The sequence below is a fragment of the Paenibacillus sp. IHB B 3415 genome, assembly GCF_000802655.2.
Classification (GTDB): domain Bacteria; phylum Bacillota; class Bacilli; order Paenibacillales; family Paenibacillaceae; genus Paenibacillus_AQ; species Paenibacillus_AQ phytohabitans.
Window position 1 is genome coordinate 19,078 of the sequence record NZ_JUEI01000126.1, and the last position, 19,173, is coordinate 38,250.

Annotated in this window: 21 protein-coding genes; 5 read left to right on the forward strand and 16 right to left on the reverse strand. The window is 47.5% G+C overall.

Going from position 1 to position 19,173, the window contains the following annotated elements; genetic code table 11:
- Positions 1 to 59 precede the first annotated feature (59 nt).
- Positions 60 to 4,013, reverse strand: coding sequence for a X2-like carbohydrate binding domain-containing protein (locus QW71_RS38410; protein ID WP_052770536.1), 3,954 nt, complete (start codon positions 4,011 to 4,013; stop codon positions 60 to 62).
- Positions 4,014 to 4,532: 519 nt separating this feature from the next.
- On the reverse strand, positions 4,533 to 5,240 hold the full coding sequence (locus tag QW71_RS34200; protein ID WP_039309978.1) for a DUF4145 domain-containing protein: 708 nt from the start codon (positions 5,238 to 5,240) through the stop codon (positions 4,533 to 4,535).
- A gap of 1,427 nt (positions 5,241 to 6,667) precedes the next feature.
- Between QW71_RS34200 and QW71_RS34205 the strand changes: the two genes are divergently transcribed.
- Positions 6,668 to 7,000: a hypothetical protein gene (locus tag QW71_RS34205; RefSeq protein WP_039309980.1), complete on the forward strand. Its 333-nt coding sequence runs from the start codon at positions 6,668 to 6,670 to the stop codon at positions 6,998 to 7,000.
- 194 nt (positions 7,001 to 7,194) lie between these two features.
- On the opposite strand, the gene QW71_RS34210 is transcribed toward QW71_RS34205, so the two are convergent.
- Positions 7,195 to 7,695 carry a MarR family winged helix-turn-helix transcriptional regulator gene (locus QW71_RS34210; RefSeq protein ID WP_039309982.1) on the reverse strand — a complete coding sequence of 167 codons (501 nt, stop codon included), beginning with the start codon at positions 7,693 to 7,695 and terminating at the stop codon, positions 7,195 to 7,197.
- Between the two features lie 206 nt (positions 7,696 to 7,901).
- On the opposite strand from QW71_RS34210, the gene QW71_RS34215 reads away from it, so the two are divergent.
- Positions 7,902 to 9,536 (forward strand): MDR family MFS transporter, encoded by a 1,635-nt coding sequence (locus QW71_RS34215; protein ID WP_039309984.1) that lies wholly within the window; start codon positions 7,902 to 7,904, stop codon positions 9,534 to 9,536.
- Positions 9,537 to 9,634: 98 nt separating this feature from the next.
- On the opposite strand, the gene QW71_RS34220 is transcribed toward QW71_RS34215, so the two are convergent.
- Positions 9,635 to 10,102, reverse strand: coding sequence for a MarR family winged helix-turn-helix transcriptional regulator (locus QW71_RS34220; RefSeq protein ID WP_042134894.1), 468 nt, complete (start codon positions 10,100 to 10,102; stop codon positions 9,635 to 9,637).
- 81 nt (positions 10,103 to 10,183) lie between these two features.
- Positions 10,184 to 10,618 carry a MarR family winged helix-turn-helix transcriptional regulator gene (locus QW71_RS34225; protein WP_039309987.1) on the reverse strand — a complete coding sequence of 145 codons (435 nt, stop codon included), beginning with the start codon at positions 10,616 to 10,618 and terminating at the stop codon, positions 10,184 to 10,186.
- A 118-nt stretch (positions 10,619 to 10,736) separates the two neighbouring features.
- Between QW71_RS34225 and QW71_RS34230 the strand changes: the two genes are divergently transcribed.
- On the forward strand, positions 10,737 to 11,192 hold the full coding sequence (locus tag QW71_RS34230) for a CBS domain-containing protein (protein WP_039309990.1): 456 nt from the start codon (positions 10,737 to 10,739) through the stop codon (positions 11,190 to 11,192).
- Between the two features lie 57 nt (positions 11,193 to 11,249).
- On the opposite strand, the gene QW71_RS39465 is transcribed toward QW71_RS34230, so the two are convergent.
- Positions 11,250 to 11,405, reverse strand: coding sequence for a hypothetical protein (locus tag QW71_RS39465; protein WP_200906004.1), 156 nt, complete (start codon positions 11,403 to 11,405; stop codon positions 11,250 to 11,252).
- A gap of 310 nt (positions 11,406 to 11,715) precedes the next feature.
- On the opposite strand from QW71_RS39465, the gene QW71_RS37500 reads away from it, so the two are divergent.
- Together QW71_RS37500 and QW71_RS34240 are read left to right on the forward strand one after the other, a co-directional pair.
- A complete protein-coding gene (locus QW71_RS37500; protein ID WP_052770538.1) occupies positions 11,716 to 12,180 on the forward strand; it encodes a hypothetical protein in 465 nt (154 codons plus the stop codon).
- 54 nt (positions 12,181 to 12,234) lie between these two features.
- Positions 12,235 to 13,440, forward strand: a complete 1,206-nt coding sequence (locus QW71_RS34240; RefSeq protein WP_039309992.1) for an ROK family protein — start codon at positions 12,235 to 12,237, stop codon at positions 13,438 to 13,440.
- A gap of 260 nt (positions 13,441 to 13,700) precedes the next feature.
- On the opposite strand, the gene QW71_RS34245 is transcribed toward QW71_RS34240, so the two are convergent.
- The 10 genes from QW71_RS34245 to QW71_RS40720 form a co-directional block, all read right to left on the reverse strand.
- Positions 13,701 to 14,237 carry an AAA family ATPase gene (locus tag QW71_RS34245; protein ID WP_039309995.1) on the reverse strand — a complete coding sequence of 179 codons (537 nt, stop codon included), beginning with the start codon at positions 14,235 to 14,237 and terminating at the stop codon, positions 13,701 to 13,703.
- A 910-nt stretch (positions 14,238 to 15,147) separates the two neighbouring features.
- The gene (locus tag QW71_RS34250; protein ID WP_039309996.1) at positions 15,148 to 15,438 is read right to left on the reverse strand and encodes a hypothetical protein; all 291 of its coding nucleotides are present in this window, start codon (positions 15,436 to 15,438) and stop codon (positions 15,148 to 15,150) included.
- A gap of 230 nt (positions 15,439 to 15,668) precedes the next feature.
- On the reverse strand, positions 15,669 to 15,941 hold the full coding sequence (locus QW71_RS34255) for a hypothetical protein (RefSeq protein WP_152679928.1): 273 nt from the start codon (positions 15,939 to 15,941) through the stop codon (positions 15,669 to 15,671).
- A gap of 3 nt (positions 15,942 to 15,944) precedes the next feature.
- A complete protein-coding gene (locus QW71_RS34260; RefSeq protein WP_039310000.1) occupies positions 15,945 to 16,370 on the reverse strand; it encodes a hypothetical protein in 426 nt (141 codons plus the stop codon).
- Between the two features lie 34 nt (positions 16,371 to 16,404).
- The gene (locus tag QW71_RS42330) at positions 16,405 to 16,683 is read right to left on the reverse strand and encodes a pre-toxin TG domain-containing protein (RefSeq protein ID WP_152679930.1); all 279 of its coding nucleotides are present in this window, start codon (positions 16,681 to 16,683) and stop codon (positions 16,405 to 16,407) included.
- Between the two features lie 280 nt (positions 16,684 to 16,963).
- Positions 16,964 to 17,413 carry a hypothetical protein gene (locus tag QW71_RS34270; protein ID WP_039310003.1) on the reverse strand — a complete coding sequence of 150 codons (450 nt, stop codon included), beginning with the start codon at positions 17,411 to 17,413 and terminating at the stop codon, positions 16,964 to 16,966.
- 183 nt (positions 17,414 to 17,596) lie between these two features.
- The gene (locus QW71_RS34275) at positions 17,597 to 17,857 is read right to left on the reverse strand and encodes a hypothetical protein (protein ID WP_160311858.1); all 261 of its coding nucleotides are present in this window, start codon (positions 17,855 to 17,857) and stop codon (positions 17,597 to 17,599) included.
- Positions 17,858 to 17,940: 83 nt separating this feature from the next.
- Positions 17,941 to 18,099, reverse strand: a complete 159-nt coding sequence (locus tag QW71_RS40715; RefSeq protein ID WP_160311859.1) for a hypothetical protein — start codon at positions 18,097 to 18,099, stop codon at positions 17,941 to 17,943.
- Between the two features lie 298 nt (positions 18,100 to 18,397).
- Positions 18,398 to 18,745, reverse strand: coding sequence for a hypothetical protein (locus tag QW71_RS34280; protein WP_039310005.1), 348 nt, complete (start codon positions 18,743 to 18,745; stop codon positions 18,398 to 18,400).
- A 1-nt stretch (position 18,746) separates the two neighbouring features.
- The coding region (locus tag QW71_RS40720; RefSeq protein ID WP_160311860.1) for a hypothetical protein at positions 18,747 to 19,173 on the reverse strand (427 nt) is incomplete at its 5' end.

The window sequence follows — 19,173 nt, forward strand, 5'->3', positions numbered from 1 at the left end:
CGCGCGAGCGGCAGTGCAAGCGGATGATTAACATTAGTCAGATATTAGAAATCTAGGAATCAGGAGCCGCTGAACTGCTCACCGCCTCCGTCTGCAGGCTTCCAGGCATGATTCACCGAAGCCTCCATGATATCGGCATAAGCCCAGTGGGTTAGCGGAACATCCCGCCACGGGGGAACTGCCATCCCGCGCAATGGTCCTCTGCCGGTAAGTCTGTTAATCACCGTAACCGCCTCTGCACGGGTTAAAGGATTGCCGGGCTTGAAGCTACCGTCGCTGTAGCCGCTCAGTATTCCGGCAACCTGCGCCTTCAGGATGGCTGCCTCTGCCCAGTGCCCGGCAATATCCGGGAATCCGCGGCCTGCGGCCGTGTATGCCGTGTCTGCCGGTATCAGTACGGCTGCCAGACTCGCCATCTCTGCACGGGTAATCAGCTGCGCCGGTTTGAAGCTGCCATCGCTGTAACCGGTCATCATCCCGGCTTCGGCCACAGCAGATATCGCCGCTGCTGCCCAGTAATCTGCGCTTACATCGCTGAACGATGCTGCTGTTCCGCCGGCCTCCGGGGAGAGGGCTGCGAACAGCAGCGACGCCATCTCAGCTCGGGTAATTTTCTGGTCCGGCTTAAATAAGCCGCCCGGATATCCTTTGGCATATGCGGAATGATGTTCCTCTGCAATGCCCGGCGTAGAAGATGGAACCGGCGCAGATGTCGGCGATGGTGCTACAGTTACTGCCGGCGAAGCGGTTGCTGCCGGAGCCGGATTACCTCCGGTTTGCGCGGTGGCTCCGTGCTGTGGTGTGGCTGTCGCTTCCGGCGTTGCAGCAGGTTCCGGTGTTGCACTTGGAGCCGGTGTTGCCGTGGGCTCTTCACCCGGACCCTCGTCAGCAGCCGGCAAGGTGATTCTTAACTGATCGGCCAGCATAAGACCGCCTGACTTCTTCACAGCCTTCAGCACATGCGGGCCTGCCTCCAGTCCTGTAATCACGGCAATACTCTGCAGAATCTGCCGGTTCGCGCTATAAGCGCTGGCTGTCTGCCGCAGTTCACCGTCCACGTACAGCTCAATGTCGCCCAGTTCCGGGCCTGTCGGCCCTACGAGCGAAATCCCGCTACCCGTGAAGGCATATTCGACATAATCACCATCATTCTCCGTGTAGTGCACATCATTCTGATAATCACCGCTGAATTCAAAGGTCAGCGTAAGTGTTCCAGCCGGCTGAGCGGCCAGATAGGACTTCGCGAGCGTGACTGTACTGCCGGAGAGCGTATAATCCGTACCCTCCACCAACGTGTAAGAACCTTGGCGGATACCCCCGAACAGTCCCGGCTGCCGGAGCAGCGACACGTCTATATCGGCCTGAGCCGCAGCTGCCTTGTCGAAGACAGCCTCCACAGGATTAACGAGATCGGGAATCTCCACCTTCAGCATATCCAGCAGCATGAACCGGCCTGACTTCTTCACTGCCCGCAATGTATGAATGCCTTCCGGAAGACCGGTAATACTGTACAGATTCTGCTGGGCCAGCCGCCCGTTCCGGTACGCGCTTACGGTTTCTTTGAATTCTCCATCGACATAGATATCCATATCCCCCTGCGAGCTGTCTACTTCGGTATACAGACTGATCCCTGTCCCGTTGAAGGCGTACTCGAAGGAATCACCGTTCAGCTCGGTGTACTGCACATCATCCTTGTAGTCTCCCATGTTTCTTCCTGTACTGCGCGACCAGGAGCCATTATAGGTGATTCCCGGATCATCATTGTTGATCTGTTCGTAGCGCACTGTAGAGGAGCCTGTTATCTGGACAGTGAACAGCTCGCTGCTTCCACCGTCGAAGCTAAGCGCCAGCTCCGTCCGGCCGGATGGCTGGTTGAACAGATACTCCTTTTTCAGGATGACTGTGCTGCCGTCAGCAGTGTAATCGGCGCCCGGCAGCAGGGCAACGCCATTATTCGTGATTGCCAGCAGCGAGTCGCTGCCGGCTGCCAGTGCAAGCTCCAGATCCGCCTGGCTGCCGGGCGCCTTGTCGAAGCTGCCTGCCAGCGGATTAATCAGCTGGCCTGCCGTAATCCGCAGCGCATCAAGCAGCATATATTGGCCGGAGTCCTTGACCACCTTCAGAGTATGCTCACCATCCGCCAGCCCCGAAGCGCTATATACGATCTGCTGGGCTTCCTTATCCCCGGACGTATACGTGCTCACCCGGTCCGGACTTGCGGCATCGTCCAGATACACCAGCATATCGCCTTGAGCGGGGTCCTTCTCCGTCAGCAGCTCAATTGCCGTACCGCTGAAGGTATACTGGAAATAGTCACCGTTCTGCTCCGTATAGTGCACATCTGCCCTGTGGTCCCCGGCAGATCTGCCGGTCGAGGAAGACCAGGAGCCGCTGTAGGCAATCGCCGGATTGCTGTCATTGACATAGACCGAGCGGGTAACCGATGCTCCGCTGCCTGTTCCCGGATCAATCGGATCTGCTCCAGCACCGCCCCCCTGTTGCCCGCCGTCCCCCGGATCTCCCTCACCCGGAGCCGGAGATGTATCAGTGATGCTGATATTCATATCCTGGCTGCCGGGGATCTGCTCCTTCCCGCCATTACGCTGCCAGGAGCCGGTATAGCGCAGCCCGGTATCATCATCGTTAACAATCGAGGTGCCTTCCTTGGCTGTCACCTTGAACATCCGCGAAGCATGCGGTTCAAGTGCACCTGCACTGTAACCGTCCTCGAAGGTTCCAAGCTCCGTGTGGCTCCAGAGATCGCGGACAGAAGCGGGGCCTTCGAGTCCGATATCGCTCCACTTCACCTCCACTGCTGCACTGCGGCTGCCGAGATTGAACAGCGCCACATTATAGGTACCGTCGCCGTTATTCGCATACCAGACCTGCTGCTTCGTATCCATCGACACCGGATGGGCCGGACGCCCGGACTGGTTGACGGCAATGACCTCATCATTCGTCAGCAGCTGCAGGCCATAGTCGTCAAGCCGGGTCATGTCGTTGCCGATATAGAGCTGCGCCGCAGATACGGCCCAGAAGGTCATGGCTGTCTGCCGTTCATCCTTGGTCAGACCATCCATCGCACCGTTTCCGACATTGAGCGAATCAAAGTCATTCCATCCGCCGGGACCGGCATCCCGCCACCATACGGCGGCATCCGGGAATAGCCGGGCGATATTAGCCCACTGGGTTAATCCCACATTGCTGTCGTAGGCTTCAACATCCCACTGGATTCGCCAGCCGTTGGCGTATTTCTTCCAGAAGTCCACATAATTATGATCGAGCGCCCAGGAGAGCTCGAACCAGATGTCATGCCGGGCCAAAGCCTTGGACCAGGCTTCCACATCGCCGCGTGCATCAAGACTCAGATTGTTGATTCCCGATCCCGGAGTTACGCTGTCAAATTTGACGAAGTCAATCCCCCATTCGCCAAGCATATCGGCGATGGAATCAATATACTTTTGCGCGCAGGGGTTGCTGAAATCGATCTTGTAGCTGTAGGCATTCCAGGCATCCACAATCTTGAGCGGCTGCACGGCAATGTCCTGCATCCGGCATTCACCGGCAGTTCCGTAGATTTCCAGATTCTGATTATAGGCGTCGATGGACAAGCCGGGGATCAGGTAGATTCCGATTTTCTGCCCGTTGTTGTGGACATAGTCGATGACCTCCTGGAACCCGTTCGGGTAACGCTCAGTACTTGGAATAGGCCTGCCGTATTCATCCATACTTCCGTTCCAGCCAGCGTCAATATTAATATACTCATAGCCGTGCGACTGCAGCTTCTCATGCATGGCATCCGACTGCTTCTTGATGCTGTCCGCCGATATCCAGTTCCCTGAAGGCTCATACACCTGCATACTGAAGCTGCTCCAGCCCATATAAGGCTTCTGTGCCAGCTCCTTGTCAGCTGCCTCCGCTACATTCTGCCTGGTTCCCGCAAGTCCGGTTTGCGCTGCTGTCATGATCAGCATCAGTAGGCACAAGCCGATTTTCTTACCCAAAGACTTCAAATATCCCAGCTCCCCTCGGCAATTTATAAAGCGCTTTCTATTCCTGCCGCAACTTGCCCACTGCATGCTCATTGCATGCTCTCTGCTTACTCATGATGAGACGGCCAATAATGGTAGCGCTTTCCATACGAGTTGATCATAGGAGGTTGCCGCCCTCCTTGGATAGGTACATCTGCGGTGTTCGGCGTACAGCTTCCCCTGTTCGCGGGGGACAAAACTCAGGCGGGCATCCAGTTTTCCTGCAGTTATTGCTCCTTGTATTTGCGGATGGTGCACCGGACATGGCCGGGTTACAGCAGAAATGCAAGGAAATCCTTCACGGATAGCGCTATCCTGCTGGATATTCTGAGAATAACGAATTAGATTGTTCCATAAAATGAAGCAGCGGGCCCTTCACGGATAGCGCTATCCTGCTGGATATTCTGAGAATAACGAATTAGATTGTTCCATAAAATGAAGCAGCGGCAGCCCAAGACTGAATAAATAAAGTCTTGGGCTGCCGCTGTTGTTTAACTAACGTTACCTGGTAGTTTTGGATGTAGTAGAGCCTTCAATCGCAGCAGCACCATCCATAGCTTTGCTAAGCTGTTGTTGAATTTCAGCTAATTTTTCTGGAAGGTTGTAAACATAATCAAGAATAACATTAGTAAATTTAATCATCGATTCTAATAATTTCTCTGAGAACTCTCTCTCATCTCCGTGCGCAGCTTCATTTCCAAGTTCTCTAAGGATAGTTGCCATTTCTTCAATAATTGGAGGTAATATGCTCTTTTCGGATAAATTTTTTATCTTACTGTACAAATCTCTTCCAGTCGCTCCCTTATCTTTGCACATCATTTCTAAGGTTCTTCGAATTCCAATAGCACATAAAGTGCCTTCTATATTCTTAATACGCAGTGCAGCTTCAAAGGACTTTTTAACTACATTAGGTATTCCCGAATCATCAAGAGATACATTTTGTGGATAAAGGATTTTTTCCGTGGCATCTAATGTATAATCCTGTAGATTCCGCTCATCCGAATTTTTCATAGTTTTAAGTAAGGTTACTTCATCGCAGACAGGGCAAAGATATACGTCCCAATCAGTATAAAAAGTTATAGAGTATGGCCTTGAAAAATCATAAAATTTTTCAGTTTCGTGCCTTTCGTAATGTGAGATTTGTTTCATTTGCGTTTTATTAGCACAATGATAGCAAACAAGCACATGATTTAAATCCTCTTGGATCAAGATTCGCACCCCTTTATAAATTCAAAATTTTTACAATATTATTATAACTCCTCCTTATTTAAAACTTTATACTTTACATTTTTCAATCCCAATATAATTGCTTTGGCTACTGGTGGGCTGCTTATGAACAGAAGTATAGCCATATGTACATGTTATACAACTGCCATGACTTTATCTGCGCTCTTAAAAAAAGACAAGAGAATCCACGTCTGCTTTGCACGGAAAGGTGACAGTTGCTGATCGCTCCGCCACAAAATGCTTCTGAAATTCAATATTTTCGGTACTCCGATCTATTTTTTTCTGATATCATATAATTCAAGTGAGCGTGGTCCCTCTTAGAGAGGAGGGATTAGATGAATCTTATTCTATTACTAACTGTAATATTTAAGTTTTTTTCTGAGGGAATCAATCTTGGTCAGAAACTGTACGATGTTTTCACACAACGAAAAAAGCACTAGTCGCCTGCAGAGCTCTGTGCTTTTATCGTGTAATTATTTAATTCATCTTACTAAAGAAGCCCACGCTCACTTCTAAGCCTAAGCTGCCATCTTCCCGGATCGCAGCTTTTGCTCTATTTGGATACTATTATTTAATAGCGTATCCATATGATACGTGATAAAAAACTCCTGTGACCCGATTATAAGGGATTCAAAGCTTTTTTTAAAGCTTCAAAATAAAAAAATAATTAATAATGATCGCAAATTATTTAAGATGTTCTTTTAGAATTTCCTCTAAGCTCATTCGTGTATATTGTTAATTGCAAGTTAACTTCAGACCGTACAATGGTCTACTAGAAGACATGGGATAAGAATCCGCCAGGTATGTCCTGGCGAGATTTTTACGTTTCAGACTGAATAAAGATTTGTTAGACTTAAAACAAACCATTGAGCATGCTATCACACATAGCAAAGGTTAGGGACGCGCTCACCTTTTGCGTTCTGACTGACTCCAGTCATTGAGTTACCAAGTACGTGAAACTACAGATCCAGGGACGTCGCTGGCCCAGTTTATACCGGTCTCTCTATGCTGAGTACTCTATTATTTCGAGCTACATCAGTTTAACCTTTGTAGCTGGACTTGAACCGCTCCCCTTCGCCCGGCAACCACCGGAGCTGTAGTAACTGCGTACTCCTTATACCAGAAAGCTACAGCAGTTCGGCTCCTCCGCAGCCTGCGAGAACCTTTTGGTTTCATCCGTAAATACGCTCGAAATCCCACCAGCGCCGCTATGCAGCAGCGATTCATCCACAGGCCTTGTGTAGATTGCTCAGTTCTAACGTGAAGAAACTCGGATGCCTGCGTAAAGCGCTCGGATGCAGCAACCCAGTGGCCTCTTGGATATCCATTGTTAATTAGTTTATATACGAGTTGGTTGATTTACCAAAATAATAATGCTCTCAAGGGCTATTAGTACGGAGGGGATATATATGACAGTCTGTGCATTTATCCTAGAAGCTCAAAATGAATTTGAAGAGCGATTTTACATTCCAATTGCAACCGAAAAATTCTTTTATAAATATTGGATGCCTGGGATTCAAGCTCTTGGATTAGAAATGATGGGATTTATTACACCAGGAATTGATATCCATCAGAAAGAGCTACCAATAATTATTGAAGAACTACATAAGTTGAAAAGTTGGTTTGATCAAAATGTTAAAGATGGAGATACGAGAGAATACTTCTTCAAAAGAGTTAATCTTCTTGAGGAAAAACTACCAATCGCCTACCAGCGTGAAGATGCTGTTGTATTTATGGGATAAGCAATAGGTTACATACTATAACCTGTCGTCAGTCTACAACTTTATTTCCTTTGATAGCTGCGATACATCACGCAACAGAAAAACCGCCTGAAATCAGACGGTTAGCAAAAGTGGAATTTATAGTTTAAAGTCTTCATCGCTTACAGGTTTACAGGTCTAAAGCTTACAGGTTTATAAGTTACCCGGATTACGGCTCATTCGGACGCATTCCCCATTACCCGCGGCCGTACCTCGTTCACGGCTTCCATCAGACGGCCGCAGGTCGAGATCAGCTGATCAATCTCCTCCCGTCCCACCTTATCGATAATCTCGGCCAGCACATCTGAATAACGGTCCATTCTGCTGCCGAATACCGCCTGGCCTTTGGCCGTCAGGCAGATATAGATGACCCTGCGGTCGGTTTCGGACATCACGCGTTCAATATAACCCTTCTCTTCCAGCGTACTGACCATTTGTGAAGCCGTCGGCCGGCTGACCTGCATCAGCTCACTTAATCTGGAGACCATCAGGCCGCGGCACGGGCCTCCGCGTTCCTGTTCATCCGCCTCCTGTTGCTTCATGGCTGCATGTATGACAAACATCGTTACAAATTCTCCATGCGGGATAGAGTCCATGCTCTGCTGACGGGGGGTTAGGCGTTTTATATTTTCCAGTGTGATAAGCAGCTGCCTTTCCTGACTGTCCTGGATACTCATGAGACACCTCCGTTCTATATCATTAGATTACCTACCTAACATGTGAAAATCAATACAAACCTCTATTATCTTCCGATAAAAAATAAAATTATTGTGATGTTTAAAATAGTTGTGTATTATACATAAAAGGTAGTTTGGCTACCTAATTAGAATATCATAAAAGGCCAAACTATAATACGTACAGGATCAAAGGAGAGTACCCTGCCATGGAGCATCTCACGCAAAAAAAGAAAGTAACCATTATGATCGCCTTAATGGCGGCTATGTTCTTCGCGGCGATCAACCAGACAATTGTCGGCACCGCGATGCCCCGGATTATTGCCATCCTGGGCGGAATTGAGCATTACACCTGGGTCATCACCATCTATATGCTGACCTCCACCATTGCCACGGTGCTGGTCGGTAAGTTATCCGACATTTACGGCCGCAAGCCCTTCCTGCTCGCCGGGATCGTTATTTTCATCATTGGGGCCTTCCTGTCGGGCTTGTCTGACAACATCTATCAGATGATCACCTACCGCGGGATACAGGGCATCGGCGGCGGGATTCTGATGTCGGCCACCGTCACTGCCGTAGGCGACCTATTCGCTCCGCGGGAAAGGGCGAAGTGGACGGGAATTATGATGGCCATGTTCGGCTTCTCTAGCGTAATCGGCCCTACCCTCGGTGGATTCATGGTCGATCATATGGATTGGCGCTGGATCTTCTGGATCTTCCTGCCGCTCGGTATTGTAGCGTTCATCATGATCTGGAGAATGTTCCCGAAAGGAACGCGCGCCACTTCCGAAACGATTGACTATCCGGGCTCCATCTTCCTGTCCCTCAGCATCGTCGCACTGCTGCTCGGCTTCTCCTGGGCAGGCACCAAATATGCCTGGAGTTCACCGGAGATTCTCGGACTGTTCGCGGCAGCCATTGCCGGTGCAGTCATTCTGATTCTGATTGAGCGCAAAGCCAAGAGTCCGGTGCTGCCGCTCTCCCTGTTCAAGAATTCGATTGTCACCATCTCGATGATTATCGGCTTCCTGATGAACGCGGGCATGATGGGCGCCATGATCTATCTGCCGTTCTTCGTTCAAGGGGTCGAGGGCGTGTCCCCGACCAATTCCGGCTTCATCAACATGCCGATGTCGCTGATGATGATTGTACTCAGCACACTGGCCGGACGCTGGATCTCCAAGTCCGGTAAATACAAGCGCTACGCCATGATCGGCATGCCGTTTATGGTCGCAGCCATGATAATGATGGCCTTCATGAACAGCATCGTCATGGCTGTGGCCAGCATGATTGTGTTCGGGATCGGCCTCGGGCTGGCGATGCCGGTATTCACGCTGACCGTACAGAACGCCGTGGCTCCGCAGATGCTGGGCGTAGCTACGGCTACTACCACCCTATTCCGCAACCTTGGCGGTACTATCGGGATTGCCGTTATGGGTACCGTAATGAATACAACTCTAACTCATAAGCTGGAATCTGCAGTGGCCTCCGGCAAAGGTCCCGACCTGACCAAGCTTGATCCGGAAGCCGCGGGGCAGCTTACAGCCTTCATGAATCCGCAGCTGCTGCTCGACCAGCCCAAGCTGAAGGAGCTGCATACAACGCTGCCGGAGCAGATCCGGCCGCTTTTCAATCAATTGATTGAGATGCTGCGCGGGGCGCTGAGCGACTCCCTGACGGTAGTGTTCCTGAGCGGTACTGCGCTGCTCGTTATTGCAGCCGTGCTTGTTCTGTTCCTGAAGGAGATTCCACTGCGTTCCAGCGAATCCAAGACAGAGGCTGCCGCAGAGGAAGCCGGTGCGGGGAGTAAGCTGCGGAAGGAAACTGCGCCTGCAGGGCATTAACAGATCCACAAGTTAATCCTATAAACAACAAAGAGATGTCCCGGAACAGCTGCAGCTGCGGGACATCTCTTTTTGTATACAATGCTCAATATTACTGTTCAGAAATCATTCTGCTGGCTATTCAGCTGCTCGAAATATTCATATACCCCGTTCAGCAATTCGCTTAAGGTCTCACTTCGTTCTTTGCCGAGATGGTCAATCATCCCCTGGAAGGTCTCCCGGGATTTCGCCACCGCCATATCGGCAAGATGCGCACCCTTGTCCGTTAAAGTAATGTCGCTGATTCTGCGGTCCTGGCTATCCGGCGTGCGCACAGCGTACCCTTGGGCAATCAGACTGTTCACCATCTGCGTGACCGTGGGAGAAGTCACTTTGAGGAGCTTGCTGATATCGGAAACCGTCCGCCCCTTGTTGCCTTCCTGCTCCATGCCCTTTTTGATCGAGACCAGCACACGGATTTCACTCGGCTTCAGTCCCCAGAGCGTCGTCTTGCGCCAATTCATCCGGGCAAACTGCTGAAAGGCCTCTATTAAATCATCAATATGTTCATATTTATCTTCGTTCATCGGTACACCCCATAAGCTTTATTAACTTAAGTATAGCCTAAAATAGCCCAAACCCTCCACTCAGGAAACGGCTCGCCCTGGTTAATCCTCTTCCAGAAAAGCCGCGTTGAATTTCCGCAGCAGCTCCCCGAAGGAATCTCCCTCTTCATCTGACCAGTTTACCAGCAGCTTGCCCATAATTTCCTGCCGCATCTGCCGGTTCTCATCCAGAATTTCTCCGCCCAGCTCCGTAATCTGCAATGTATAGGCCCGTCCATCCACAGGGTCTGGTACACGGATGATATATCCCTTGTTCTCCAGTGCTGCTGCCTGCCTGCTGACGGTGGAGATATCCAGCTGGAATTCATCGGAGAGCATCTTCACTCCGGCAGTTCCGTTATTGAAAGCAATCTGATGCAGCAGCAGGTAGGCCGCCCGGTCGAGATTGCCGATTTTTTTGTATGTGGTAAGTGAAGTCAGACGGCGGACAAGAACCGCCATTTCCAGCTCTATCGTCTCTATTGAACGTTTCTCCATGCAGTCCCATCCTCTTCTCTTTCTTCATTGACATCGTTCTTTCCACTTGTATAATACAAGTATATACTTTCATTATGCAACTTATTTGTGCATGAGATACTTTTCAGGGGGAACCTATATGAAAGCCCATGAGTTCATGATCCGCCAGGTCTACAAGGTCAAGCAGGAAGACACTGTACGGACTTTTATCGAGAAATGCATCACCCACCGGATCAGCGGCATGCCTGTAGTCAATGACCGGAACGAGATTGTCGCTTATTTGAGCGACGGAGATATTATGCGCTATATCGGCAGGCATGAGGATCTGATTGTAGATTCTTTTTTCCAGATCAATGTATTCGTCGGGGATAATGATGAGTTCGAAGAACGGACGCGCAAGCTGCTCAATCTGAACGTCATGGCCATCGCCAAGAAGAAAGTGGTCACTGTGCACTACGAAGAGGACATTGAACAGATCGCCACCATTCTCGGCAAAAAGCAGATCAAAAAGGTCCCCGTTGAGCGTAACCGTGTGCTGGTCGGCATCATCAGCCGCGGCGATGTGATCCGCCATTCCTTCAAGGCTCTGCTCTAGCCTGCTGCTGTGTTCTGCTATGCAAGCTGCCTTACCGGACTGTTGCCGGCGCCGCGTCTATTGCGGCTCCCGGCCGCAAAGCCCATAGAAGAAGATATGGATAAGCTCCTCCAGAAACGCATCCTTATCCTCATGCCCTGCCAGGCTGCCCAGCATCTCTCCCGAGCTCTTAATATATAACTGTATGGTCAGCAGAACCGCCTTCACTGACACTTTATCCGATATTTCTCCCCGTAACTCATCAATGGCCGCTGGATAAAATCCTTGAAAGACTCGCTGATCAGCCTCTTTGCTGCCAAAATAATTATAATTCGTTACCTGCTAGGCGTAGCCTGGAACTATTATAACATCCGAAATATCCATTCAATACTATTTCATTATTATCTGTCGGGGGTGGCAGCAGGCTGCAAGTGGAAGGTTTAACAAAACAATTATCAAACGGCAAGGGAATTCGCGATGTCTCATTTACCGTGAATAAAGGTGAGGTATTCGGGTTCCTGCGCTGAACGATCTGGTGCAGGCGATGCCGGAAGGCGTAGGCAAGGCATTCGGGCTGAGCAGCGGCTACGAGTTCGGAAATGCCCGGTTCAGCCAGCTTAAACTGGTGGCTTTTCTGCTGTTCTTCGCCATCGGCGGATCCTGCTTCCTGGTCTCCTGTGCCTGCAATGACGAGAAGAAGGCGCTCGGGATCTCCGGGGCGGTCACGTTCGGATTCTTCACCCTTGATATTCTCGGTAAAATCAGTGATAAGCTGGATGTGCTGCGCTTCTTCACCCTATTCAGCTTCTACCGTCCCGATGAGAGTGTCCAGAAAACAGCAGCCTGGGCAGAGGTCTCCCTCTGGCTGCTGCTGACCGGACTAGCCTGCTTCGTAATCGGGCATCCAGCTGTTCAGACGGCGGGATTTACCGCTATAACTGGATGGAACCCTGCAAGTCTATTCTCTCCTTGTGGTAGTTGCGGCACCCTGCTTTTTGTGTCATTGTAAAAGCAGGGTTAGTCTATTCATCAGGTTAGTATATTCATAAGGAGAGAACCGTCTTTGCTGCTTATTCATGAACTTATCGCCAATCCCAAAGCCAGGGAAATCTATTTCACTGTAAGAAAACACGGCACCGTCTCCAAACAAAGTCTGCTGGACGAAAGCGGACTGACCATAAGCACGTTAACACGCATACTGGATGAATTGCTGTCCATGGAGCTGCTGGTTGAAGTCGGCTTCGGCGAATCTACCGGGGGCCGCCGCCCCACCCTTTATGAGACCAATCCGGCCTATGCCTATCTGCTGGGGCTGGAGATCTCCCGTACCCATGCTAAGCTCGTATTGATGGACTTTCATCTGCAGCTGCTGGGCGAATATACCTGGAATATGGATACCAGCCTTACCCCGGAGCATCTGATGGAATCCTTACATAGTCAGGCACTGCAGATGCTTGCCGGAGCTTCCATCAAGCTCAGTCAGGTGGCCGGACTTGGCATCGGCGCAGTCGGTCCGCTGGACCGCCGTGCCGGGGTTATCCTCAATCCGGCCCGTTTCGCGGCACCGGGCTGGTCGCAGGTACATATTAAGGAGCAGCTGGAACAGCGGCTGGCTGTGCCGGTATATCTGGATAATGGAGCCAACACGGCTCTGCTGGGCGAATACTGGGCCAGCAGTAACCGGATGCAGCATCATCTGCTCTACCTCCATGCCGGAATCGGCCTGCGCTCCGCCATCATGAATGATGGACGGCTGCTCTATGGCATGATCGATACCGAGGGGGCTGTCGGGCAGATGATCATTGAACGCTCCGGGCTGCCGCCGCATATTCCCGGCGGCAACGCCGGTGCGTGGGAGAGCTATGTGTCCATCCACACCCTGGAGAGGCAGGCGCGTGAAGTCTGGCGGCTGGGCAGCAGCGAGCTGCTCCGCAGCCTGGCCGAGAGTGCGGAGCAGCTGGAATTCGCCCATCTAATAGAAGCGCTCCATGCCCGTGATCCTGAGGTTGTCCGGTTAGTAAATGAGATGGCCGTCTACTGCGGCATCGGGCTGGCCAATCTGATCAATATCCTCCACCCCGAGGAAGTCATCCTCGGCGGCCCGTTATTCCTCGCGGCCGATGATTTCTATCAGGAGGCGACCCGGATCGCCCTTGAGCGGACCTATTACCGCGAGCAGTATAACGTCCGCTTCACCCGAAGCAGACTCGGTGAACGCTCGGTCGCAGCAGGCGCATGCGCTATGGTGCTGCATCAGTTGACGAACTAGGGAACAGTGCCGGTATCACTCTACGCACCGGTAATCTCAGTAATGCATCGATAGTCAACGTACCGGTTGTTCGGTGAAAATAAAGTATTAGACTCGAGTCATTGATTTAATGCGGTTTTTGAATAGAAGAATCGTCAGCTTATGAAAAATAAGGTTTAGAGTGATCCATTAATAAAAGCAGCGGCAGTCTAAGACTTGATAAATAAAGTCTTGACTGCCGCTGTGGTCGTTCAATTAACGTTTCCCGTTAGCGTCATCGTTTATGTTATCAACGCCTCGTTTTGTAGTCGCATGATTATTTCTTCAACCGTCTCTTTAGGGGACAAATCAGATGAATCCAACCAAAGACCTGAGCGTGGAGTTTCATTTCGCAATACGCGATCCAACTCATCTACGCTCCAAATCCCATAACCCTTCTTTGCCCGCGTAGCCTCTCTCGTTGCAACCACTGTAGAGTTTGGACAAAGCACGACTAAGTAAAATGGGCGGCTCTTAATAAACGAGATGAAATCAGTAAGTAATGGTCCGATGACAACATCTTGAACAACGACTGTATATCCCGCCTTATAATACATCTCCGCTGATTGGGCGGCGAGCTGGTATCGTAACCTCAACTGATCAAACTCGTCACTTTCTGAATCTGGACGAACCTCTTTGCGGTTATTTACAATCATTCTTCGAAAAATATCACCTCGTAAATGCACCGATTTATCAAATTGTTCGGACAGTAATTGTGCTACGGTAGATTTTCCACTGGCCATTATTCCTGTAATGAGTATGATGTTTGGATTTTCCACTAACGTAAAACCACCATCCTTTAAGTTATTATATAAACATAATAGTTGATAAGAAAAATCGAAAAAAGGTCGATTATAGATATATTCATTTATTACGTTAACCTGCCCGTTAGCTTAATGCTGTCCCCAGTCTAATACTATATTTTCTCAGTCTACAACTTTATTTTCCTAGTCTAATACTTTATTTTCTTTTTACAAATGAACAAGCCGCGAAGCTTGATTCTTGGGCACTTTGCCTGCTTTAAAGTTTCATCTAACAAACTTTCCCGGCATGCAAAAAACTCCAGACCATCGATGAGGCCACTGAAAAAGTCTCTTTTATAAAAACGTCAAAAAAAACGAGCCTCTAGAATCGCTTCTAAGGCTCGTTTCGCGTTCCGGGAATCATATTTGATCCCCTAAAGTTTTGGTATCTTCGAAAAATAGGTGGTTTTTCAGTGGCCTCGTTATAGGTGGAGAAGATCTTAATCCAACAACACCGCCAGATGACGAATATGATGGTCCTGTTATTGATTCACCTTTAACTCCGGACAAAAAAAATTGTACAGTTCTGGCGGTTATGTGGCCCGGATCGTTCATTCTTTGCACAACAGTTTCATTGAATGGATACCAGACCTGCGAGGTAAACCCGGCAATTTTGCGAACGTCCATAAAATGGCCCATTTTATGGAATAGCTTAAGCGGCATAGGTGGCACTCCGATAACCGGAGGTGATGCTCCATTGTTTTGTTTATTGTGTACATTAAATAACACCCACAGCAGAATCGGATCCCTGTCTTGCTATGATTGGGGTATTGTGTTGAAAAAAAGGAGTACCTCCCCCTTTCTCCAAAGGAAGGTCTCCCAATGTATGATATTCGCAAGAAAGACTGTTATCCTGGAGCAACTACTGGAATTGATATAATAAATCTCAATGCACCAAGGTTACTTTTCCTCTAGCAATTGTTCTTTTTCCAGTATTTAACGTGAAACTATATCCAACTGAAATATAGTCTTGGTAGTCCTCACCGTAAGGTAATTGAATCGTTACTCTATGATATTCGCCTCTTTTAATAGTAATTTGGTTATTATCGAGAATCACTTTGCACATGATTAGATCATTTGCCACACTAAATGATGGCATCATGCCAGAAAAGCCTTCTTTCGTCATACCACCCTCATCTTCACGAATCAAATAAATCTCGGCCTCAAGTTCTAACATATTAATCTTCTCCTACAACCAATGTTCAATACTTTTTATCGCTTCGTTAAACTTTTCTAATATTTCTGGAAGAACAGTTGTCGCTCCACTCTTTAAATATTTTGTATCAAGTGGAGTATGGTCTAATTGGTTAAAAACAGATTTGGATATTGTTGTTTTTACAATTGCAGCAGTATCCCAATAAAAAAGGAACTTTGAGTGGCATTAAGCCAATCAAAGCTCTTAGATAATCAATCGGGACTTATTAAGCATTTACCTACCAATTCTTCTGTTTCATACCCGTTTGGTTTAAGATTCAAGGAAATAGTATCTTTATTCATTTTTGGATTTTTATAACCCATATGCACAACGTTATTGACCACATATTCTATTGAAGTGTCACTTGAATCCACTAGTAATTTCCCAGTAAGTTCGCCTGAATATTTACCAGTAATTACAACAACATCGGCACTTCTTACATACATCGAAAATTCAATATTTATAGAAAACATACGTTTCACCACCTTCTAATTCCCCAACATTTGTCTATATTCTCGCAGTTGCTGAATTGTATCTCTAGTTTCAATATTTGGAATACCGTATGCTTTTCTGAATTTAATCAACTTCTCTTTAGCCTCAATCTCCATTTCGATAATATTAGTCCCGTTTGCTCTTCCGGTTCTATACTGAGTGGCATGGATAAATTCTTCAAATACCGCAGAAGTCGAAGGATTTGGTCTAAAAGCTATTGTTGTTGCATCTAAAGTTGACGCTTCAACACCATGATAATTCAAAAGTGGAAGTGCTTCATCTTCCTTCACTATGAGACCACCTTGCTTTTCAAAAGCATTCTTCATCTTATTGAATTTATCTACGTCCATTGGGATATGACCAGAACCACTATCAATTCGATTGAGACCTTTTCCTATCCCCCGAGCCTCAAGCCCCAACAACTTCCCAATCCCCTTGCCCGCCAGCACAGCCCCTTCAGTCCCATACTTCCCAACATACTTCATGCCGGGGATCGGGATCAAGCTCAGTGCCGAGCCGATGCCTTCGGACCAGCCCTATCCCCCGAGCCTCAAGCCCCAACAACTTCCCAATCCCCTTGCCCGCCAGCACAGCCCCTTCAGTCCCATACTTCCCAACATACTTCATGCCGGGGATCGGGATCAAGCTCAGTGCCGAGCCGATGCCTTCGGACCAGCGGTCCGCGACGGACAACTGCGCTCCGGTGACAACGTTCGTGCCGGTGAAAAAACGCAGCTAAGTTTATTGAGCTCCGGGTAGCCACTCACAGAAAAACAAACCTTGAATGGCATGAATCCAATCAAGGTCAAAATAATTTCTTTTTAAACCCTTATGCATAAAGGTCGAGCTAGTATAAGAGTGCTTCAAATTAAATTCTACAAAATATCCATTCCAAGTCGCTCCAATTCAATTTTATCTTGTAAACAGTTCTCGACTTGTTAAGTTGCTCTTTTGTACATCGATAATTTCTAGTATTAATCCAGAATGAACCATATAGATTATTAAGTCCGGGAATTCAGCTATTAGTCCAGATAGAATATCTGGGCAACGGATTATTGCAATTAGGGCAATGAACTTTTGGAACTTTGTAAGCTTCGTCCAATGCTTCCCATCTATCTGGTGATCCATAATATAATTCTGGAATAGTGGGGTTTGCAATAATTCCTTTCCAATTACATTTAATGCATTGGACATTCTCAATCTGAACTCTTTGTTGTTTTTCTTGTAGATCGAGTAACAAACAAAACATCCAATTGCCCCCTTTCCCCAATGGATAGAATGTAAGAGAAAATAAATTGTGTTTTTTTACAATATCCATCATATTACTTACTATGTCCAGAGCACTTATTCGTTTATCCTCAATTACAGGATTTTTAATCAGCAATTCAAATGCTCTCGGATCTAAAACATATAGAAGTTGTCCATCAATAGTTTCTTGAGAAATTAATTCATCATTTAGATTCATTTGGGTTTAAAACCTCCTGCACCAAATTTGATTAGAAATTCACTTTCAGTAGCTCCAGGTAAGGTTTGAGGTATTTAATTGAGACCTTGGGATTTTTGCTTCGTACACTCTACCTCCATTTGCAAAATATCTCGCAACGCTTTCTTTTGTAGTAACAGACATTAAAGTCCTATCCATTTTAAATTATTTTTGTAAATCTGTTCCAAATGCACTATGAGCTTGAACATAATCATCCAAGTTGTTGTACCAAATATTGAGCCATTTCTCATGAGTGGATTGAGAGGCTTTATAAGCGGAAGCAAAATCACCGGACTCTCTATAAGCAATTTGAGTAGCATCACTTAGCAAGTATCCAATTTCATCATATATTGAGTTCTCAAGATATTTATCTGTTCCTCGATATACAGTTACTAAATCCTCTGCTTTTCCCCCAAGCCCCAACAACTTCCCAATCCCCTTGCCCGCCAGCACAGCCCCTTCAGTCCCATACTTCCCAACATACTTCATGCCGGGGATCGGAATTAAACTCAGTGCCCGGAAGCAAAATCACCGGACTCTCTATAAGCAATTTGAGTAGCATCACTTAGCAAGTATCCAATTTCATCATATATTGAGTTCTCAAGATATTTATCTGTTCCTCGATATACAGTTACTAAATCCTCTGCTTTTCCCCCAAGCCCCAACAACTTCCCAATCCCCTTGCCCGCCAGCACAGCCCCTTCAGTCCCATACTTCCCAACATACTTCATGCCGGGGATCGGAATTAAACTCAGTGCCGAGCCAATGCCTTCGGACCAGCGGTCCGCGACGGACAGCTGCGCTCCGGTGACAACGTTCGTGCCGGTGAAGAAGTATGGTTAAGTTTATTGAGTTCCGGGTAGCCACACACAGAAAAACAAACCTTGAATGGCATGAAGCCGATCAAGGTCAGAATAACTTTTATCGTCTTTTATAAGACATTACAAATATAGCTTATGGTTAAAATCACCTAATTCTCAACAATTGATTAATATGGCTATCAATATCTATAGAAATACTATTCAAAAAACAAGGTGCGGATTCTAATTTTTCTTGTGGTATACATTCCAGATTTGTCCACCATATGGGTGGTATAAAACTCCCATGAAAATAATGCTTACATTTTCCACACCAAACCCAGACTCCTCCTACACGACTTACTTTGCTACGATTAAAATATAGGTGTATATTATTTTCCTCTTTACATACGGGACATGTTTGAGGAAAACTCATTTCACCCCCTTCTATAATATTACCTAAGAAAACCTGTAACTTGTCTTCAATTGCCTTATCTCCTGTAAGCCACATTTTCATCTTATCCCCCTAATAAACTCTTCCAATGAGTTTCCTGCAGGATATGCTGTTGTCTCAGGTGCATTACCCCCTTTAACCAGCTTCTTGCATGATTAAGCTCATGTGCAATTGTGTTTGCGAGAGTTGCTTCATCCACAAAAGCCTGCGGTCCTACTTCTATCACATTTGGATTCGCTTTACGTGATATTCCTAATGCTTTTAGATCAGCATTAAACATAATTTCAATTTTCTTACCTGAACCTTTCAAATTGATACCATATTTCTTCGCAATTTCATTCGCATATAAATTAGGATTCAGTGCCATTTCATATGTTTTTTCCATAGCGGTAACAACTTTTCCTTTTAGATATCTCACCTCCGTATCTGTAGCCTCCCGAGCCCCAAACCCCAACAACTTCCCAATCCCCTTGCCCGCCAGCACTGCCCCT

What these genes read in the sequence shown, in the direction of transcription:
- QW71_RS37500 (WP_052770538.1), top strand. Translation starts at nt 11,716, where the DNA reads ATGCCGGAAGGCGTAGGCAAGGCATTCGGGCTGAGCAGCGGCTACGAG.
- QW71_RS34225 (WP_039309987.1), bottom strand. Translation starts at nt 10,618, where the DNA reads ATGGAGAAACGTTCAATAGAGACGATAGAGCTGGAAATGGCGGTTCTT.
- QW71_RS34215 (WP_039309984.1), top strand. Translation starts at nt 7,902, where the DNA reads ATGGAGCATCTCACGCAAAAAAAGAAAGTAACCATTATGATCGCCTTA.
- QW71_RS34280 (WP_039310005.1), bottom strand. Translation starts at nt 18,745, where the DNA reads ATGAAAATGTGGCTTACAGGAGATAAGGCAATTGAAGACAAGTTACAG.
- QW71_RS34220 (WP_042134894.1), bottom strand. Translation starts at nt 10,102, where the DNA reads ATGAACGAAGATAAATATGAACATATTGATGATTTAATAGAGGCCTTT.
- QW71_RS34270 (WP_039310003.1), bottom strand. Translation starts at nt 17,413, where the DNA reads ATGAATCTAAATGATGAATTAATTTCTCAAGAAACTATTGATGGACAA.
- QW71_RS34230 (WP_039309990.1), top strand. Translation starts at nt 10,737, where the DNA reads ATGAAAGCCCATGAGTTCATGATCCGCCAGGTCTACAAGGTCAAGCAG.
- QW71_RS34250 (WP_039309996.1), bottom strand. Translation starts at nt 15,438, where the DNA reads ATGTTAGAACTTGAGGCCGAGATTTATTTGATTCGTGAAGATGAGGGT.
- QW71_RS34205 (WP_039309980.1), top strand. Translation starts at nt 6,668, where the DNA reads ATGACAGTCTGTGCATTTATCCTAGAAGCTCAAAATGAATTTGAAGAG.
- QW71_RS34210 (WP_039309982.1), bottom strand. Translation starts at nt 7,695, where the DNA reads ATGAGTATCCAGGACAGTCAGGAAAGGCAGCTGCTTATCACACTGGAA.